Annotated in this window: 13 protein-coding genes; 4 read left to right on the top strand and 9 right to left on the bottom strand. The window is 72.6% G+C overall.

All coding sequences use genetic code 11. The features are described 5' to 3' along the window. Positions 1–60: 60 nt before the first annotated feature. The gene (locus ACWCPF_RS41425; RefSeq protein WP_451050315.1) at positions 61–861 is read right to left on the bottom strand and encodes a crotonase/enoyl-CoA hydratase family protein; all 801 of its coding nucleotides are present in this window, start codon (positions 859–861) and stop codon (positions 61–63) included. Between the two features lie 177 nt (positions 862–1,038). On the opposite strand from ACWCPF_RS41425, the gene ACWCPF_RS41420 reads away from it, so the two are divergent. Continuing rightward, complete coding sequence (locus ACWCPF_RS41420; protein WP_451050314.1) at positions 1,039–2,643, top strand: acyl-CoA synthetase; 1,605 nt, start codon at positions 1,039–1,041, stop codon at positions 2,641–2,643. Here ACWCPF_RS41420 and ACWCPF_RS41415 read toward each other — a convergent pair. Beyond that, on the bottom strand, positions 2,601–3,146 hold the full coding sequence (locus tag ACWCPF_RS41415) for an alpha/beta fold hydrolase (RefSeq protein WP_451050313.1): 546 nt from the start codon (positions 3,144–3,146) through the stop codon (positions 2,601–2,603). The two genes, ACWCPF_RS41420 and ACWCPF_RS41415, sit on opposite strands and share 43 nt — an antisense overlap. Positions 3,147–3,480: 334 nt before the next feature. Here ACWCPF_RS41415 and paaK point away from each other — a divergent pair, with 334 nt between their 5' ends. Next, positions 3,481–4,779, top strand: coding sequence for a phenylacetate--CoA ligase PaaK (paaK, locus tag ACWCPF_RS41410; RefSeq protein ID WP_451050312.1), 1,299 nt, complete (start codon positions 3,481–3,483; stop codon positions 4,777–4,779). A gap of 21 nt (positions 4,780–4,800) precedes the next feature. On the opposite strand, the gene ACWCPF_RS41405 is transcribed toward paaK, so the two are convergent. The 6 genes from ACWCPF_RS41405 to ACWCPF_RS41380 form a co-directional block, all read right to left on the bottom strand. Next, the gene (locus ACWCPF_RS41405; RefSeq protein ID WP_451050311.1) at positions 4,801–6,300 is read right to left on the bottom strand and encodes an acyl-CoA synthetase; all 1,500 of its coding nucleotides are present in this window, start codon (positions 6,298–6,300) and stop codon (positions 4,801–4,803) included. Between the two features lie 59 nt (positions 6,301–6,359). Next, positions 6,360–7,292 (bottom strand): hypothetical protein, encoded by a 933-nt coding sequence (locus ACWCPF_RS41400; RefSeq protein ID WP_451050310.1) that lies wholly within the window; start codon positions 7,290–7,292, stop codon positions 6,360–6,362. A 116-nt stretch (positions 7,293–7,408) separates the two neighbouring features. Continuing rightward, on the bottom strand, positions 7,409–8,068 hold the full coding sequence (locus ACWCPF_RS41395; RefSeq protein WP_451050309.1) for a response regulator: 660 nt from the start codon (positions 8,066–8,068) through the stop codon (positions 7,409–7,411). Continuing rightward, the gene (locus ACWCPF_RS41390) at positions 8,065–9,231 is read right to left on the bottom strand and encodes a sensor histidine kinase (protein WP_451050308.1); all 1,167 of its coding nucleotides are present in this window, start codon (positions 9,229–9,231) and stop codon (positions 8,065–8,067) included. Before ACWCPF_RS41390 ends, ACWCPF_RS41395 begins: the two co-directional genes overlap by 4 nt. Positions 9,232–9,316: 85 nt before the next feature. Continuing rightward, positions 9,317–10,876: an acyl-CoA synthetase gene (locus tag ACWCPF_RS41385; RefSeq protein WP_451050307.1), complete on the bottom strand. Its 1,560-nt coding sequence runs from the start codon at positions 10,874–10,876 to the stop codon at positions 9,317–9,319. Continuing rightward, the gene (locus ACWCPF_RS41380) at positions 10,873–11,982 is read right to left on the bottom strand and encodes an NAD(P)H-dependent flavin oxidoreductase (protein ID WP_451050306.1); all 1,110 of its coding nucleotides are present in this window, start codon (positions 11,980–11,982) and stop codon (positions 10,873–10,875) included. Before ACWCPF_RS41380 ends, ACWCPF_RS41385 begins: the two co-directional genes overlap by 4 nt. 84 nt (positions 11,983–12,066) lie before the next feature. On the opposite strand from ACWCPF_RS41380, the gene ACWCPF_RS41375 reads away from it, so the two are divergent. Then, on the top strand, positions 12,067–13,848 hold the full coding sequence (locus ACWCPF_RS41375) for a serine hydrolase (protein ID WP_451050305.1): 1,782 nt from the start codon (positions 12,067–12,069) through the stop codon (positions 13,846–13,848). Between the two features lie 10 nt (positions 13,849–13,858). On the opposite strand, the gene ACWCPF_RS41370 is transcribed toward ACWCPF_RS41375, so the two are convergent. Then, the gene (locus ACWCPF_RS41370) at positions 13,859–15,460 is read right to left on the bottom strand and encodes a phytoene desaturase family protein (protein ID WP_451050304.1); all 1,602 of its coding nucleotides are present in this window, start codon (positions 15,458–15,460) and stop codon (positions 13,859–13,861) included. Between the two features lie 123 nt (positions 15,461–15,583). Here ACWCPF_RS41370 and ACWCPF_RS41365 point away from each other — a divergent pair, with 123 nt between their 5' ends. Continuing rightward, on the top strand, positions 15,584–16,459 hold the full coding sequence (locus tag ACWCPF_RS41365; RefSeq protein WP_451050303.1) for an NUDIX hydrolase: 876 nt from the start codon (positions 15,584–15,586) through the stop codon (positions 16,457–16,459). Positions 16,460–16,573: the final 114 nt, after the last annotated feature.

Here is a 16,573-nt window from a genome sequence, read left to right as displayed (position 1 = left end):
CGAGGAACTGCGCGACCAGCCACAACGGGCCGGCAGTCGGCGAACAGCGAGAACCCACCCCTACGTTCGCCGATAAACAGGCGTCCGTTTCTCTGCGAAGGCCCGAGCCCCTTCCTTCGCGTCGGCCGTGTCGAACACCGGCCACCCCCGCACGAGTTCGGCGGCGAGCGCGTCCTTCTCGGTCAGCTCGGCGGCCTCGTACACCGAGGCCTTGACCGCCTCCACGGCCAGTGGCCCGCAGGCGTTGACCCGTTCGGCGATCTCCAGCGCCTTCTCCAACGCCGTGCCGTCGGGGACGACATGGCCGATCAGGCCGATGTCCGCGGCCTCCCGTGCGCTGTACGGCCGCCCGGTGAGCAGCATCTCCAGGGCGTGGGTGCGCGGGATCTGGCGCGGCAGCCGGACCGTGGAGCCGCCGATCGGGAACAGCCCGCGTTTGACCTCGAAGAGGCCGAAGGTGGCGGATTCGCCGGCGACGCGGATGTCGGTGCCCTGGAGCATCTCGGTGCCGCCCGCCACGCAGTACCCCTCGACGGCGGCGATCACCGGTTTGCGGGGGCGGTGGTGGCGCAGCATCGCCTTCCAGTGCAGGTCGGGATCGGCCTTGAGCCGGTCGCGGTACTGCTGTCCCTCCATGCCCTGGCCGGCGAGGGCCTTGAGGTCCATGCCGGCGCAGAAGGAGCCGCCCGCGCCGGTGAAGACGATCGAGCGGACGGATTCGTCCTCGTCGGCTTCGAGCCAGCCGTCGTACAGGCCGACGAGCATGGCGATCGAGAGCGCGTTCTTGGCCTCCGGCCTGTTGAGCGTGAGCACGAGTGTGGCGCCTTCGCGCTGCACGGTGAGGTGTTCGGTTCCGCCCATGGCACATCTCCCCTCGGAAAGAACGAGAACAGGTTGCAGGAGGTGTGATGGCAGTTCAAGGGTTTTCTGACAGTCAGTCAGATTTCTTCGCGGGAACCCTTCCCAGTTGCCGCGCCCTTTGCTCTGATGACCGACGAACCGTCCCAGGAACGCGCGCGCCCGAGGTCAGGAGGAGCGGTGGAGTACAACATTGCCGACCTGTTCGAGTCGGTCGTCGACGTGGCGGCGGACCGAGAGGCGCTCGTGTACGTCGACCATCCCGGGACGGGCGCGGAACGCCGTCTGACGTACGCGGAGTTGGACGCCGCCGCCAATCGGATCGGCCACCATCTGATCGACAGCGGGATCCGCCCCGGCGAGCATCTCGGCCTGCATCTGTACAACGGGGTCGAGTACCTCCAGACCGCGCTGGGCTGCCTGAAGGCGCGGATCGTGCCGGTCAACGTGAACTACCGGTATGTGGAAGAGGAGTTGGTCTACCTCTACCGGGACGCCGATCTCGTCGCGCTCGCCTTCGACGCGGAGTTCACCGACCGGGTGGCCGCCGCGCTGCCGCAGACGCCCGCCCTGCGCCATCTGATCCGGGTCGGCCCGGCCGGCGAGGGCATCGTCTCGTTCGCCGAGGCCGAGGCCGCCGGCTCTCCCGAGCGCGGCTTCCCGGCCCGTTCGGGCGACGACCAGTTCATCATCTACACGGGCGGCACGACCGGTATGCCCAAGGGTGTGATGTGGCGTCAGGAGGACTTGTTCTTTTCGGGGTTGGGCGGCGGCGCGCCCACGGGTGAGCCGGTGAAGAAGCCGGAGGAGATCGCCGAGCGGGTCGCGGCGGGCGGTACCGGGATCACCTTCTTCCCCACTCCCCCGCTGATGCACGGCACCTCCACCCTCACCGCCTTCATCGGCTTCAACTTCGGTCAACGCGTCGTCGTCCACCGCAAGTTCGTGCCGGAGGAAGTGCTGCGGACGATCGAGAAGGAGAAGGTCACCAGCATCTCCCTGGTGGGCGACGCGATGCTGCGGCCCCTGATCGACGCGCTCGAAGGCCCGATGAAGGACACGGACTGCTCGTCGGTGTTCAGCGTGTCCACGTCCGGGGCGATCATGTCGGACACGGTCCGCCGTCAGTTCCGGGCGCTGCTGCCGAACGCGATGCTGCTGAACAACTTCGGGTCCTCGGAGTCCGGCTTCAACGGCACGGCCACGGAGGACTCGGGGCCCGAGCGCGGCTTCCGCGTCCGGGTCAACTCCCGTACCCAGGTCATCGATCCGGCGACGCACGAGCCGATCGCGCCGGGTGAAGTCGGGCGCGTCGCCCAGCACGGCCATGTGCCCCTCGGCTACTACAACGACCCGGTGAAAACGGCCGAGACCTTCTTCGAGAAGGACGGCGAGCGCTGGGTGCTGCTCGGCGACATGGCGACGGTGGACGAGGACGGCGTGGTCGTCGTCCTCGGGCGGGGCTCGCAGTGCATCAACACCGGGGGCGAGAAGGTGTACCCGGAGGAGGTCGAGCAGGCGCTGAAGTCGCATCCGGACGTGTACGACGCCCTGGTGGCGGGGGTGCCCGACCCGAACTGGGGCAGCCATGTGGCGGCGGTGGTACAGGTACGCCGGGGCGCTCCGCTGCCGTCCCTGGCGGAGATCCAGACGCACTGCCGCACCCGGCTCGCCGGGTACAAGATCCCGCGTCAGCTGGTGCTGACGGAGTCCATCCGCCGCTCGCCGAGCGGGAAGGCGGACTACCGGTGGGCGCGGGAAGTGGCGGAGGCGGAGAACGGCTGATCCGCCCCCAGGAAGGCGACGAGCCGGCGGACGAACCATTCCGGGTCGTCCAGCCACGGATAGTGCCCGGCGCCGGGCTGCACGGCGAGTTCGGCATGCGGGAAGGCGTCGGCGACGAGCCGGGCGGCCTCGGGGCGGGGCCCGCCGTCCGCCCCGCCAGCGAGCACCAGGACCGGGGCGGCGACCTCGGCGAGGGCGCTGCGCAGGGCGGGTGGGTCGAAGGCGTCCGGGTGCAGGAAGACGCCCTCCGCCTCGGCGTTGGTCTGCTCGTCCGCGGCGGCGTCGTGGGCGCGCGCGGTGGCGTCCCAGCGGCCGTGGAAGAAGGGGGCGACGGCGGTCCAGTCGGGTTCGCCCCCGCCCGCCAGCCAGGCCTCGAACGCCGGGAACGCGGCCGCGAACCACGGCTCGTCCGCGCGCAGCCGGGCCGCCTCCAGGCGTTCCTCGGGCGTGGCGGTCCGGCCCAGCGCCCATGGGTTCGCGGTGATCAGCGCGAGCCGGGACACCCGGTGCGGGTACCGGGCCGCGTACAGCAGGGCGGAGCGCTCCGCCGGATGCGCCGCGATGTGCCGTCGTTCAGCTGCGGCGCCGTCGTGGCCGGTCGCGCAGTTCCCCGCGCCCCTTCAGGGCGCTGCCGAACCGCAGCCGACTTCGCCCCACCCGCTCAGGCTGCCGGTCGCAGCGGTAGCCGGCCGGGTCGGCGGGGCCCGCCGGGCCGCAACCGAAATCCTGACCGCCCTCTTGCTCGACTCCCCTTGGCCTGGATTACGATCACGAACACCTCGACCGAATGATCGGTCGCCCGCTTTGGTGAGGTTCTGGCAAGGGAGTGAGGGGTTCATGACGGACGCGCGGGACCTGCTGGACGAGGGCGAGCGCCTCGACGAGGACGCGCTGCGCGCCCTGCAACTGGAGCGGCTGCGGGCCTCGCTGCGGCACGCGTACACACGCGTGCCCTTCTACCGGGACTCCTTCGACAAGGCGGGGGTCCACCCCGACGACTGCCGCAGTCTGTCCGATCTGTCCCGGTTCCCCTTCACCGCCAAGGCGGACCTGCGCGCGCACTACCCGTACGGGATGTTCGCCGTCCCCCGGGACCGTATCCGCCGGATCCACGCCTCCAGCGGCACCACCGGCCGGCCCACGGTCGTCGGCTACACGGAGGCCGATCTGTCCATGTGGGCGGACATGGTGGCCCGTTCGATCCGCGCCGCGGGCGGCCGGCCCGGCGACACGGTCCATGTGGCCTACGGCTACGGCCTGTTCACCGGCGGCCTCGGCGCCCACTACGGCGCCGAACGCCTCGGCTGCACGGTGATCCCCGCGTCCGGCGGCATGACGTCCCGTCAGGTCCAGCTGATCCAGGACCTCCGGCCGCGGATCATCATGGTGACCCCGTCCTACATGCTCACGCTGCTCGACGAGTTCGAGCGGCAGGGCGTCGACCCGCGCTCCACCTCGCTGCGGGTGGGGATCTTCGGCGCGGAGCCGTGGACGGAGCGGATGCGCCAGGAGATCGAGGAGCGGTTCGCCATCGACGCCGTCGACATATACGGGCTGTCGGAGGTGATCGGCCCGGGGGTCGCGCAGGAGTGCGTGGAGACGAAGGACGGGCTGCACATCTGGGAGGACCACTTCTATCCGGAGGTGGTCGACCCGGTCACCGGCGAGGTCCTGCCGGAGGGCGCGGAGGGCGAGTTGGTGTTCACCTCGCTCACCAAGGAGGCCATGCCGGTGGTCCGCTACCGCACCCGCGACCTGACCCGGCTGCTGCCGGGCACTGCACGGGTCTTCCGGCGGATGCGGAAGGTGACCGGGCGCAGCGACGACCTGGTCATCCTGCGCGGGGTGAACCTCTTCCCCACCCAGATCGAGGAGATCGTGCTGCGCACCCCGGCCGTGGCGCCCCACTTCCAGCTCCGGCTGACCCGCGAGGGCCGCCTGGACGCCCTCACGGTCCGCGCGGAGGCCCGGGCCGACGCCACCCCCGCGGACCGGGAGGCGGCGGCGCTCGCCGTCGCGGCGGCCGTGAAGGACGGCATCGGCGTGTCCGTCGACGTCGAGATCGTCGACCCGGAGTCGCTGGAGCGGTCCGTGGGGAAGATCAGGCGGATCGTGGATCTGCGCCCGCGGGACTGACCGGGCGGGTCATGAGGTGCGTCATGACCCGAAGCGGTCCCGCAGCTCCCGCTTCAGGATCTTGCCGCTGGCGTTGCGCGGGAGTTCGTCCACGAAGAGCACCCGCTTCGGGGCCTTGAAGGGGGTGAGCCGGTCGCGGGTGTGGGCGATGAGCTCGTCCTCGGTGACCTCGCCGCGCGGGACGACGACCGCCGTGACCGCCTCGATCCACTTCTCGTCGGGCAGGCCGATCACCGCGGCCTCGGCGACGCCCTCGTGGGTGTAGAGGGCGTCCTCGACCTGTCGTGAAGCGATCACCACCCCACCGGAGTTGATGACGTCCTTCACGCGGTCGACGATCGTGAAGTAGCCGTGGGCGTCGCGGACGGCGAGGTCGCCGGAGTGGAACCAGCCGTCGCGGAAGGCCTCGGCGGTCTCCTCGGGCTTGTCCCAGTAGCCCTCGCACAGCTGCGGGGAGCGGTAGACGATCTCGCCGGGCGTCCCGTCGGGGACGTCCTGGCCGTTCTCGTCGACGACGCGGGCGTCCACGAACAGGACCGTGCGGCCACAGGAGTCCAGCCGGCCCTTGTGCTCTTCGGGGGCGAGGACGGTGGCGAGCGGGCCGATCTCGCTCTGGCCGAAGCAGTTGTAGAAACCGAGCTTGGGGAGCCGTTCGCGCAGGCGCTCCAGGACCGGCACCGGCATGATCGAGGCCCCGTAGTACGCCTTGCGCAGCCCGCTCAGGTCACGGGTAGCGAAGTCGGGGCGGCCCGCGAGGGCGATCCAGACGGTGGGCGGGGCGAAGAGGCTGTCGACGCGGTCCGCCTCGACGAGGTCGAAGAGCTGATCCCCGTCGGGGGCGTCGAGGATGAGGTTCGTCGCGCCGACCGCGAGGTACGGCAGCAGGAACACGTGCAGCTGCGCCGAGTGGTAGAGCGGGAGCGAGTGCGCGGGACGGTCCCCGGCGCTCAGGTCGAGGGCTGCGATCGCGCTCAGGTACTCGTGCACCAGCGCGCGGTGGGTCATCATCGCGCCCTTGGGCAGGGCCGTCGTGCCGGAGGTGTAGAGCAGCTGCGCCAGATCCTCGGTGCGCGGCCCGGGGCCGTCGTAGGGCTCGGTGTCGGCGAGCCGGGCGAGGAGCGAGTCGTCGGCGTCGCGCAGGGGCAACGTGCGTACGTCGTCCGGGAGTCGCGCGGCGAGATCCGGGTCGGCGAGGACGAGCGCGCTGCCCGACTGGCCGACGATGTAGGCCAGGTCGTCGCCGGTGAGGTTCTGGTTGACCGGGACGTGGACCAGGCCCGCGCGGGCGCAGGCGAGGAACGCGATGAGGTAGGCGTCGGAGTTGTGGCCGTAGGCGCCCACCCGGTCGCCGGGGGCGAGCCCCTGGCCGAGCAGGACGCTCGCCGCGCGCGAGACGGCCTCGTCGAGTTCCTCGTAGGTCCAGGTGCGGTCGCGGTACTCGACCGCGACGCGGGCCGGGGTGCGGCGGGCGCTGCGCCGCAGCACCCCGTCGACGGTGGTACTGCCGGGTCCGGGCGTCATGACTCATGATCCTCGGGCGAGGGCGGGGGCGGGTCAAGTCGCCCGGGCGGACGCCGGGATCACGGCACCCCACCTGCCACGGGGGTGCGCGCTCGAGCCGGGCGTTTCGGGGTGGCCCGGGTGACCGCGACGAAGGTGGCCGCCGCCATGGTCAGGAGCCCGGCTCCCAGCAGCAACCCCATCACGGGGGTGGGGTGCAGCGGCGCGCGCCCGGCGTAGGCCGTGGCGGTGATCGCGCCGAACGCGGCCGTGTACCCGAGCGCCGCCACGCCCACGACCGTGCCCGCCGCACGGGCGCTCAGCCGGCCCGCCTCGCACAGGACGGCCAGCAGGGCGAGGGCCTGGAGGCCGTGCAGACCGACGGCGTGGGCGAGTTTGGCACTGCCCGCAGCCCCGAAGAGCACCTCGTACGGCACCTGTCCGGTGTCGTCGAACGCCTGCTCGCCGATGGCGGCCATCTTCTGTCCGATGGCTCCGGCCGCCAGTACGGCGGTCAGTCCCACAAGCACCGCGATCCGGGACGCGGCGGCGCCGTCGAAGCGGACGAGCGCGGCCACGAGCAGCAGGACCACGCCGAGGATCAGCGGCAGGGTGAGCGTGCCGATGACCGACCAGACCGCCGAGTCGGTGTCGGTGGCCTGGTTGAAGTGGGAGGCGGTCCCGCGCCAGCGCTGCGCCGTGATGAGCACGGCCTCGGCGACCGAGCTGAAGACGACCAGGCCCGCCGGGATCCGCGCCCACCAGCGGGCGGGCAGTTGCCGCATGATCCAGACCACGGCCCACACCATCAGGCCGAAGGAGACGCCGAACACGACGGGCTTGCGCCAGGAGACCGGCCCCCACCAGGGCGCGAAGTCGATCACGGCGACCACGCCGTGCACGAAGCCGGAGGCCACCAGCGCGGTGCCGCACCACCACAGCAGCCGCTGGTAGCGGTCGACGGGGCGCACCGCACGCCACACCTCGCCCGCGAACCCGCCCAGAACGCTCATGCGCGCACCCCCGTCGTCGTCTCGCACTCCGCGTGCCGACGGTAGGGCGGGGCAGGGTGCGGGGCGTCCCTCCGGTGGGGTGGGCTGTCGTACCCCCACGGGGGTACGACACGCCGTCAGGCGAGTCCGCCGCGGAAGGCGATCACGACGGCGCCCGCCCGGTCCCGGGCGCCGATCTTGTGCAGGATCCGCTTGACATGGGTCTTCACCGTGGACTCGGCGATGCCCAGCCGCCCGGCGAGTTCGGCGTTCGACAGGCCTTCGGCGACCAGGCCCAGGATCTGCCGTTCCCGGGAGGTCAGATGCCGCAGCCGGTCCCGCTCCGGTGCGCCGGCCGGATGGCGCGGCGCGCGCTCGTCGGTGACCAGGCGGTCCACGAGCGGCCGGGTGACCGCCGGGTCCAGCAGGCTCTCCCCGCCGGCCACCGTGCGGACGGCGTCCACGAGCCGTTCGGGTGAGGCACGCTTGAGCAGGAAGCCGTGCGCGCCCGCGCGCAGGGCCCGCCACACGTACGCGTCGTCGGGGAACGTGGTCAGGACGAGCACCCGGGTCGGCAGACCGGCGTCCACGATCCGGGCGGTGGCCTCGATGCCGTCGTAGCCGGGCATCCGGACGTCCATCAGGACGATGTCCGGGGCGAGCGCCCGGCACAGTTCCACGGCCCGCACCCCGTCGCCCGCCTCGCCGACGACCTCCATCCCGGCCGCGCCGAGCACCACCGCGACCCCCACCCTGAGCAGGGGGTCGTCGTCGGCGAGCACGACGCGGACGGTCATCGCAGCCGCAGCGCGACGCTCAGGGCGAAGCCGCCGCCGGCCGCGGTGCCGTGCTCGACGTGCCCGCCGAGGGCGGCGGCCCGTTCGCCGATCCCGCGCAGCCCGCGGCCCGGCCGATAGTGCGGGGCCGGTCCGGCGCCCTCGTCGACGACGCGCACGAGCAGGCTGCGCCCGTCGGCGTCCTCCTGTCGGCGGACGGTGACCTCGGCGCTGCGGGCCCGGCCGTGCCGCAGTGCGTTGGTCAGCGCCTCCTGCACGATCCGGTGGACGGACGAGCGCACGTCCGGCGGCAGGTCACGCAGGTCGGGTGCGACGCGGAGCCGGACCGCGAGGCCCGCGTCGGCCATCGGCCGCACCAGCCGGTCGAGACCGGCCGGGTCCTCGGCGTCGCCCTCGCCGCCGTCCTCGGCCGGGTCCGCCGGGTCCTCGGCGCGCAGGACGCCGAGCAGGCGGTCGAGTTCGGCGAGGGCGTCGCGGCCGGTGCGCTCGACGCTGAGCAGCAGCTCACGGGTGCGCTCCGGCTCGGTGGCGAGCACCATCCGGCCGGCGCCCGCCTGGACCAGCATGGCGTTGACGGAGTGGCCGACGATGTCGTGCAGTTCGCGCGCGATCCGCACCCGTTCGCCGAGGACGGCCTCCCGGCGGGCCAGGGACCGCCGCTGCTCCGTCTCGCGATGCCTGCGGGCCGTGCCGTATCCCACCGCCCACACCAGCAGCCATACGAAGACGACGGCGACGGGGACGGCCGCGCTCGCGTCCTCGGACGCGAAGTGGGCGAGGACGCCGGGCGGCACGAGCAGGGTGCCGAGCACGGCCCTGCCGGGGGTCGCGTAGAGGCCGAGGGAGTACACGCCGAAGAGGTTCGCGAACGCGGTCAGCGAGCCGGAGCCCAGCCACAGCGCCTCGACGGCGAGTCCCGCCGTCCCGACCGCGTAGGCCGTGAACGGCCATCGGCGGCGCGCGGCCAGGCTTGCGGCGATCACGACGGCCAGGGCCAGGGCGACCGGCAGCGGGCCGCCGGGCTCCGGCGCGGACCCGAGACGGACCGCCGCCATGGCCGCCAGCGCGGCGACGGCCGGCAGGACGTCGACCGCGGCCGGCGGCAGCCGGGCCGCCCATGCCCAGGCCCGCTCCGCCGTCCCCTGTGCGCCGGTCGCCCTCACCTGGCCCGCCCCCGAATGCCTGACGTGACGTCAAATCAGCACGGTCTCCACCAGGTTAGCGGAGACCGTGGCGGGGCGGCCTCGGTCACACCGGCCGGGTCCGGCCCTCCCAGTACGGCTCGCGCAACCGCCGCTTGTACAGCTTGCCGTTGGGGTCGCGGGGCATCTCGGCGATGAAGTCGATGCTCTTGGGGCGCTTGTACCCGGCGAGCCGGTCGGCGCAGTGGGCGAGCAGCGCGGCGGCGAGCTCCGGGCCCGGCTCGTGGCCGGGGGCGGGTTCGACGACGGCCTTGACCTGCTCGCCCCAGTCGTCGTGCGGAATGCCGAAGGCGGCGGCGTCGGCGACCGCGGGGTGGGCGAGCAACTCGGACTCGATCTCCGCGGGGTAGATGTTGACGCCGCCCGAGATGATCAGGTCGATCTTGCGGTCGCGCAGGAACAGATAGCCTTCCTCGTCGAGCACGCCGAGGTCGCCGACGGTGAAGAAGTCGCCGATGCGGTTCTTCTTCGTCTTGTCCTCGTCCTTGTGGTAGGCGAAGCCGCCGGTCGTCATCTTCATGTAGACGGTGCCGAGTTCGCCGGGCGGCAGCCGCTCGCCGTCGTCGTCGAAGACGGCCAGCTCGCTGATGGGCCAGGCCTTTCCGACCGTGCCGGGCTTCTTGAGCCAGTCCTCCGCGGTGGCGAACGCGCCGCCGCCCTCGCTGGCCGCGTAGTACTCCTCCACGCAGGCGCCCCACCAGTCGATCATCGCCCGCTTCACATGGTCCGGGCAGGGCGCGGCCCCGTGGATCGCGTGCCGCATGGACGACACGTCGTAGGCCCGGCGGGTGGTCTCGGGGAGGGCGAGCAGCCGGTGGAACTGGGTCGGGACCATATGGGTGTGGGTGCACTTCTCCCGGTCGATCAGCCGGAGCATCTCCTCGGGCGTCCACTTGTCCATGAGGACCAGCCGGTGCCCGATGTGCAGGGACGCGCCCGCGAACTGGAGGACGGCCGTGTGGTAGAGCGGCGAGCAGACCAGGTGGACGTTGTCGTCGAACGCGCGGACGCCGAAGATGCCGAGGAAGCCGCCGAGATACGCCTCCTCCGGCAGCTTGCCGGTGAGCGGGCGCCGGATGCCGCGCGGGCGGCCCGTCGTACCGGAGGTGTAGTTCATGACCCAGCCGAGGGTGCGGTCGGCGGGCGCCGACTCCGGCTGTCCGTCGAGGAGTTCGGCGTACGGCCGGAAGCCCTCGATCTCGCCGACGGCGTACCGGCCGGCGGCGGGCAGGCCGGCCTCGTCGGCGGCCCGGCGGGCCTGCTCGGCGAACCGCTCGTGGGCGAGCAGGACCTTGGACCCGGAGTCGGAGACGATCCAGGCGATCTCGGGGCCGACCAGGTGGTGGTTGACGGGGACGAGGTAGAACCCGGCCTGGGTGGCGGCGAGATGGGCGGTGAAGAACTCCACCGAGTTGGGCAGGACGACGGCGAAGGCGTCGCCGCGTTCCAGACCGGCGGCGCGCAGCCCGTGCACGAGTCGGTTGGCGGCGGCGTGCAGCCGCCCCGCCGTCCACTCCTCGCCGTCGGGGGCGACCAGGACCGTACGGTCGGGGTCGGCGGCAGCCTGGGCCCAGAAGCCTGCGGGGGGTGTGTTCGGGGTGGTCACTGGCCGCTCCTTCCTGCGATGCGGTTGATGCGGTCCACGGCTTGTTCGAAGCCGCGGGTGAGGTCGTCGAAGACCGCCTGGACGGTGCGGACCTCGTTCATCCGGCCGACGATCTGCCCGACGGGCGTTCCGAGCAGGGGGTCGACCTCGTACTTCTGGATGCGCGAGACGGCCTCGGCGACCAGCAGGCCCTGCAGGGGCATGGGGAGGGTGCCGGGTCCGTCGGCGGCGTCCCAGGCGTCGGTCCATTCGGTGCGCAGCTGGCGGGCGGGCTTCCCGGTGAGGGCGCGGGAGCGGACGGTGTCGCCGGAGCCGGCCTCGAGCAGCTTGCGGGTGAGGGCGGGCGAGTGCAGGTCGGCCTCGGCGGTGGTCAGCCACAGGGAGCCGAGCCATACGCCCTGGGCGCCGAGCGCGAGGGCGGCGGCGATCTGCCGTCCGCTGCCGATGCCGCCGGCCGCGAGGACGGGCAGCGGGGCGACGGCGTCGACGGCCTCGGGGGTGAGGACCATGGAGGCGATCTCACCGGTGTGGCCGCCGGCCTCGTAGCCCTGCGCCACCACGATGTCGATGCCCGCCTCCGCGTGCTTGCGGGCGTGCCGGGCGCTCCCGGCGAGCGCGGCGACGAGGACGTCCCTGTCGTGGGCGCGGGCGACGATGTCGGCGGGCGGCGAGCCGAGCGCGTTGGCCAGCAGCCGGATCGGATAGTCGAAGGCCACGTCGAGCTGGCTGCGGGCCACCTGTTCCATCCAGCCGGTGATCCGCCACCCGGAGGCCTCGCCCTCGGCCAGCTCGGGCACCCCGTACTTGGCGAGGGTGTCCCGCACGAACTGCCGGTGCCCCTCGGGAATCATCGCCTCGACGTCGGCCTCGCTGACGCCCTCGACCTTCTTGGCGGGCATGACGACGTCGAGTCCGTACGGCTTGCCGTCGACGTGGGCCTCGATCCAGTCGAGGTCGCGTTTGAGGTCGTCGGGGGCCGTGTAACGGACCGCGCCGAGCACGCCGAAGCCGCCTGCGCGGCTGATGGCCGCGGCGACGGCGGGGAACGGCGTGAAGCCGAAGACGGCGTGCTCGACTCCCAGTTGTGTGCTCAGCTCCGTCTGCATGGGCGCAGGATGCCGCAGTCCTGCGGAGGACGGAAGGGCTTTTCTGATGCTCCGTCAGATCTGGTCGGGGGTTAGAGTTTTATCATGATCGACAAGCTGTCCACCGGACTGACCCGCCGTCAACTCACCCGAGGAGCCCTGGCACTCGGGGGCGCACTCGTCATCGCGCCGTTCCCCGCGGGCCCCGCGGCTGCGGCTGCCGCCCAAGAGGCAGCAGCCGGTCAGGGAACCCCCACCCTCCGCCATGGCTCACCCGAGCGGGCCGGCCTCCTCCCCGCCCACCTCCGCCAACTGGTCACCGACGCCGAGGCGTTCCTCGGCCCCTCCCCCAAGCACCCCTGGTACGCGGGCGCCGTCCTCCTCGCCGGACGCGGCGCAACGGTGGCCCTGCACCAGCCCATCGGCTCGGCGGTGCGCTACTCGGCGTACGACGAGAAGACCGACACCGGCGTCGAGTTCCCGGCCGCCGACCAGATCGCCATGGCCGACGACACCGTCTTCGACCTGGCCTCGATGTCCAAGCTGTTCACGGCGATCCTCGCCGTGCAGCAGATCGAGCGGGGCGCGCTGGAGCTGGAGGGCAAGGTCGCCTCGTACCTGCCGGAGTTCGCCGGCGCGGGCAAGCAGGACGTCACGGTCCGCCAACTGCTCACGCACACCTCGGGGTTCCGTGCGTGGATACCGCTCTACAACGCGCCGTCGTACGACGAGAAGCTGCGACTCATCTGGAACGAGGCGCCCCTCAACCCGCCGGGCGCCAAATACCTCTACTCCGACCTGAACCTGATCTCGCTCCAGCTGGTCCTGGAGAAGATCACCGGCCGCACGCTGGACACCCTCCTCCACGACGAGATCACCGCGCCGCTCGGCATGCGCAGCACCCGCTACAACCCGCCCGCCTCCTGGAAGCCTCGGATCGCCGCCACGGAGGACGCCCGCATGCCCTGGTCCGGCTTGGATCGCGGACTCGTCTGGGGTGAGGTGCACGACGAGAACGCCTTCAGTCTGGGCGGGGTCGCGGGCCACGCCGGGGTGTTCTCCGACGCCTGGGATCTGGCGGTACTGTGCCGGACCCTGCTCAACGGCGGCGCGTACGGCCGAGCCCGCATCCTGCGGCCCGAGTCGGTGGACCTGATGTTCACCGACTTCAACACCGCCTTCCCCGGCGACGAGCACGGCCTCGGCTTCGAGCTCTACCAGCACTGGTACATGGGCGCGATGGCCACCCCGCGCACCGCCGGACACACCGGCTTCACCGGCACCTCGATGGTCATCGACCCCACGACCGACTCCTTCCTGATCGTGCTGGGCAACTCGGTGCACCCGGTGCGGAGTTGGCGATCCGGCTCAGCGCCCCGGGTGGCCGCCGCGAACCATCTGGCCCGGGCCGTCCCCGTGCGGCCACAACACGGCCGTACCGCCTGGTTCTCCGGCATGGCGACCCTCACGACCGCCACCCTGACGCTCCCGGCGCTCGACACGACCTCCGGCCACGCACGGCTGCGCTGTTCCCTGTGGTGGGACACCGAGCCCCAGGCGGACGTCCTCGCGCTGGAGGCCACGACGGACGGCGGCGCCACCTGGCAGCCGCTCCCCTTCACGACGACCCGCCCCGACGCGGACCATCCCGCGGGAACGGTCACCGGCTGGTCGGGCCGCGTCTGGCACCGGCTGACGGCGAGCCTTCCGCCCCACCGCCAACTGGCCCTGCGCTGGCGCTGTACGACGGACCGGCTGTACGTGGGCCGCGGGGCGTACGTCGACGGCCTGCGCGTGGAGAGCGCCGACGACGTCCTGTTCGACGAGGCCCGCCCGGCAGACGCCGCGCGGCTGGCGGCGGTCGGCTGGACAGCGTCGGCCGATTGATCGCCGGAGCTCACGAGCCCTCCCCCAGCACCGCCATGGCCGCGTTGTGCCCCGGCACCCCGCTGACCCCGCCCCCACGCACCGCGCCCGCCCCGCACAGCAGCACGTTCGGGTGCCGGGTCGCCACGCCCCAACGGTCCGTACCCTCCTGGACGTACGGCCAGGACAGGTCCCGGTGAAAGATGTTGCCGCCGGGCAGCCGGAGGTCTCTCTCCAGATCCAGCGGGGTCTTCGCCTCGATGCACGGGCGCCCGTCCGCGTCCGTCGCCAGACAGTCGGCGATCGGTTCGGCGAGGTGGGCGTCGAGCTGGGCGAGGGTGGCCGCGAGGAGTTCCTCGCGCACGGCGTCGTTGTCCCGTTCGAAGAGCCGGGCGGGCGTGTGCAGGCCGAACAGGGTCAGCGTCTGATAGCCCTGTGCGACGAGGTCGGGGCCGAGGATGGTCGGGTCGGTCAGGGAGTGGCAGTAGATCTCGGAGGGCGGGGCGGCGGGCAGTTCGCCGGCGGCCGCCTGGGCGTGGGCAGTGGCGAGCTGCTCGTAGCCCTCGGCGATGTGGAAGGTGCCGGCGAAGGCCTCGCGCGGGTCGACGGCGGTGTCCCGCAGCCTGGGCAGCCGCGTGAGCAGCATGTTGACCTTGAGCTGGGCGCCCTCGGCGGGGGTGGGCGGCGCGTCGCCGGTGAGCGCGGCGAGGGCCTGCGGGGAGGCGTTCACCAGCACGTGCCGGGCGACGGCGACGCCCTCGCCGTCGGCGGTGCGGTAGGCGACCTCCGCGGTACGGCCGTCCGTGTCGATCCGCACGGCCTCGTGCCCGGTGGCGAGGACGGCGCCCGCGCCGCGGGCCGCGGCGGCGAGGGCGTCGGTGAGCGCGCCCATGCCGCCGACGGGGACGTCCCAGGCGCCGGTGCCGCCGCCGATCACGTGGTAGAGGAAGCAGCGGTTCTGCCGGAGCGAGGCGTCGTGGGCGTCGGCGAAGGTGCCGATGAGCGCGTCGGTCAGGACCACGCCGCGCACCAGGTCGTCCGCGAAGCGCTCCTCGACGGCGACGCCGATCGGCTCCTCGAAGAGGGTCCGCCAGGCCTCTTCGTCGTCGACGCGGCGGCGCAGTTCCTCCCGGGTGGGCAGCGGTTCGGTGAGCGTGGGGAAGACCCGCCGGGCGACGCGCCCGGTCATGCCGTAGAACCGCTCCCAGGCCGCGTACTCGCGAGCGCCGCCGGTCAGCCGTGCGAACGCCTCGCGGGTGCGTTCCTCGCCGCCGCCGACAAGCAGTCCGGTGGGCCGTCCGCCGCGCTCCACGGGGGTGTAGGAGGAGATGGTGCGGCCCTGGACGCGGAAGCTCAGCCCCAGGTCCCGCACGATCTTCTGCGGGAGCAGGCTGACCAGGTACGAGTAGCGGGACAGCCGGGCGTCCACCCCGGCGAACGGGCTGGTGGAGACGGCGGCGCCCCCGGTGTGGTCCAGCCGTTCCAGCACCAGCACGGACCGGCCGGCCCGGGCCAGATAGGCGGCGGCGACCAGCCCGTTGTGCCCGCCGCCGACGATGACGACGTCGTACGCGCGGCCCTTCTCCTGTCCGTCGCGTGCGTCGCGTGCGTCGTTTCCCTCGTGTGCAGCCATGCCTCTTGGTAACACGAGCCGATCAAGGTCGGCCAGAGGAGGTCGGGGCCGGCGGAACGGCACGACCGGGACGGGCCGCTCAAGTACGGTGAAACACACACGTGTCGGACCCGAAGGGACCTCATGGCCGTCGCTCCGGAACTTCAGCCCGAACCCCGTGACACAGCCGCGCTGCTGGTCAACCGGCGTGGTCAGTACCTCCTCCATCTGCGCGACGCGCACAAGCCGATCTGCGATCCGGGCACCTGGTCGCTGCCCGGCGGCGCCCGCGAGGGGGACGAGACGCCCGAGGAGGCCATCGCGCGCGAGCTGCTGGAGGAGACCGGGCTCGTCCTGGACGGGCTGACCCGGTACACGGTCGTCGACGGCATCCAGGTGTTCATCGGCGGCTGGGACGGCGACCCCTCGCGGCTCCCCGTCACCGAAGGCATCATGTTCGCCTTCTTCGACGCGGCGACCACCGCGCACCTGACGATGGCGCCGGGCGCCGCCGAGGTCCTCGCCCGGCACCAGGCCGCGCCGGTCGTTCCCGCGCCGCAGCCGTCCGCCCGGCAGAGCGTCCTCAACGTCGTCGGCGTCCACCTCTACCTGGAGCGGGACGGCAAGATCCTCCTCGGGCTGCGCCACCCCGACTCGCCCTTCGCTCCCGGGCGCCACCACTTCCTGGCCGGTCACTGCGAGCAGGAGTCCGCCGTCGCCTGTCTCGTCCGCGAGGCCCGGGAGGAGGCCGGCCTGGAGATCGAGGCGGCGGACGTCGAGCTGGCGCACGTCGTGCATGTCGTGGACGCGCCCGACGCCCAGCCGAGGCTGCAGCTCGTCTTCCGCGCCCGGCGCGTGCGGGGCGAGCCGCAACTGCTGGAGCCGGACAGATGCCTGGGCTGGGACTGGTGGCCGCTGGACGCCCTCCCGGAGCCGATGGTGCCGTACGCGCGGGCGGCGATCGCCGGGATCCGGGAGGGACGGCTGTACACGGAACTGGGCTGGGACGTCGTCGCGTAAGCGGGTCGGGCAAGGTCGGCAGCGCCCCGAAGGGGCGCGGGGCGCTGACATCTGCGGCTCCGCCGCGATGGGGGTCCCCCCGCTCGAGCGCAGCCGAGAGTGGGGGAGCGACCA

The sequence above is a fragment of the Streptomyces sp. NPDC001858 genome (assembly GCF_053594615.1).
The sequence above is the reverse complement of the archived record's forward strand: the minus strand, read 5'-3'. Positions and strand labels throughout refer to the sequence as shown.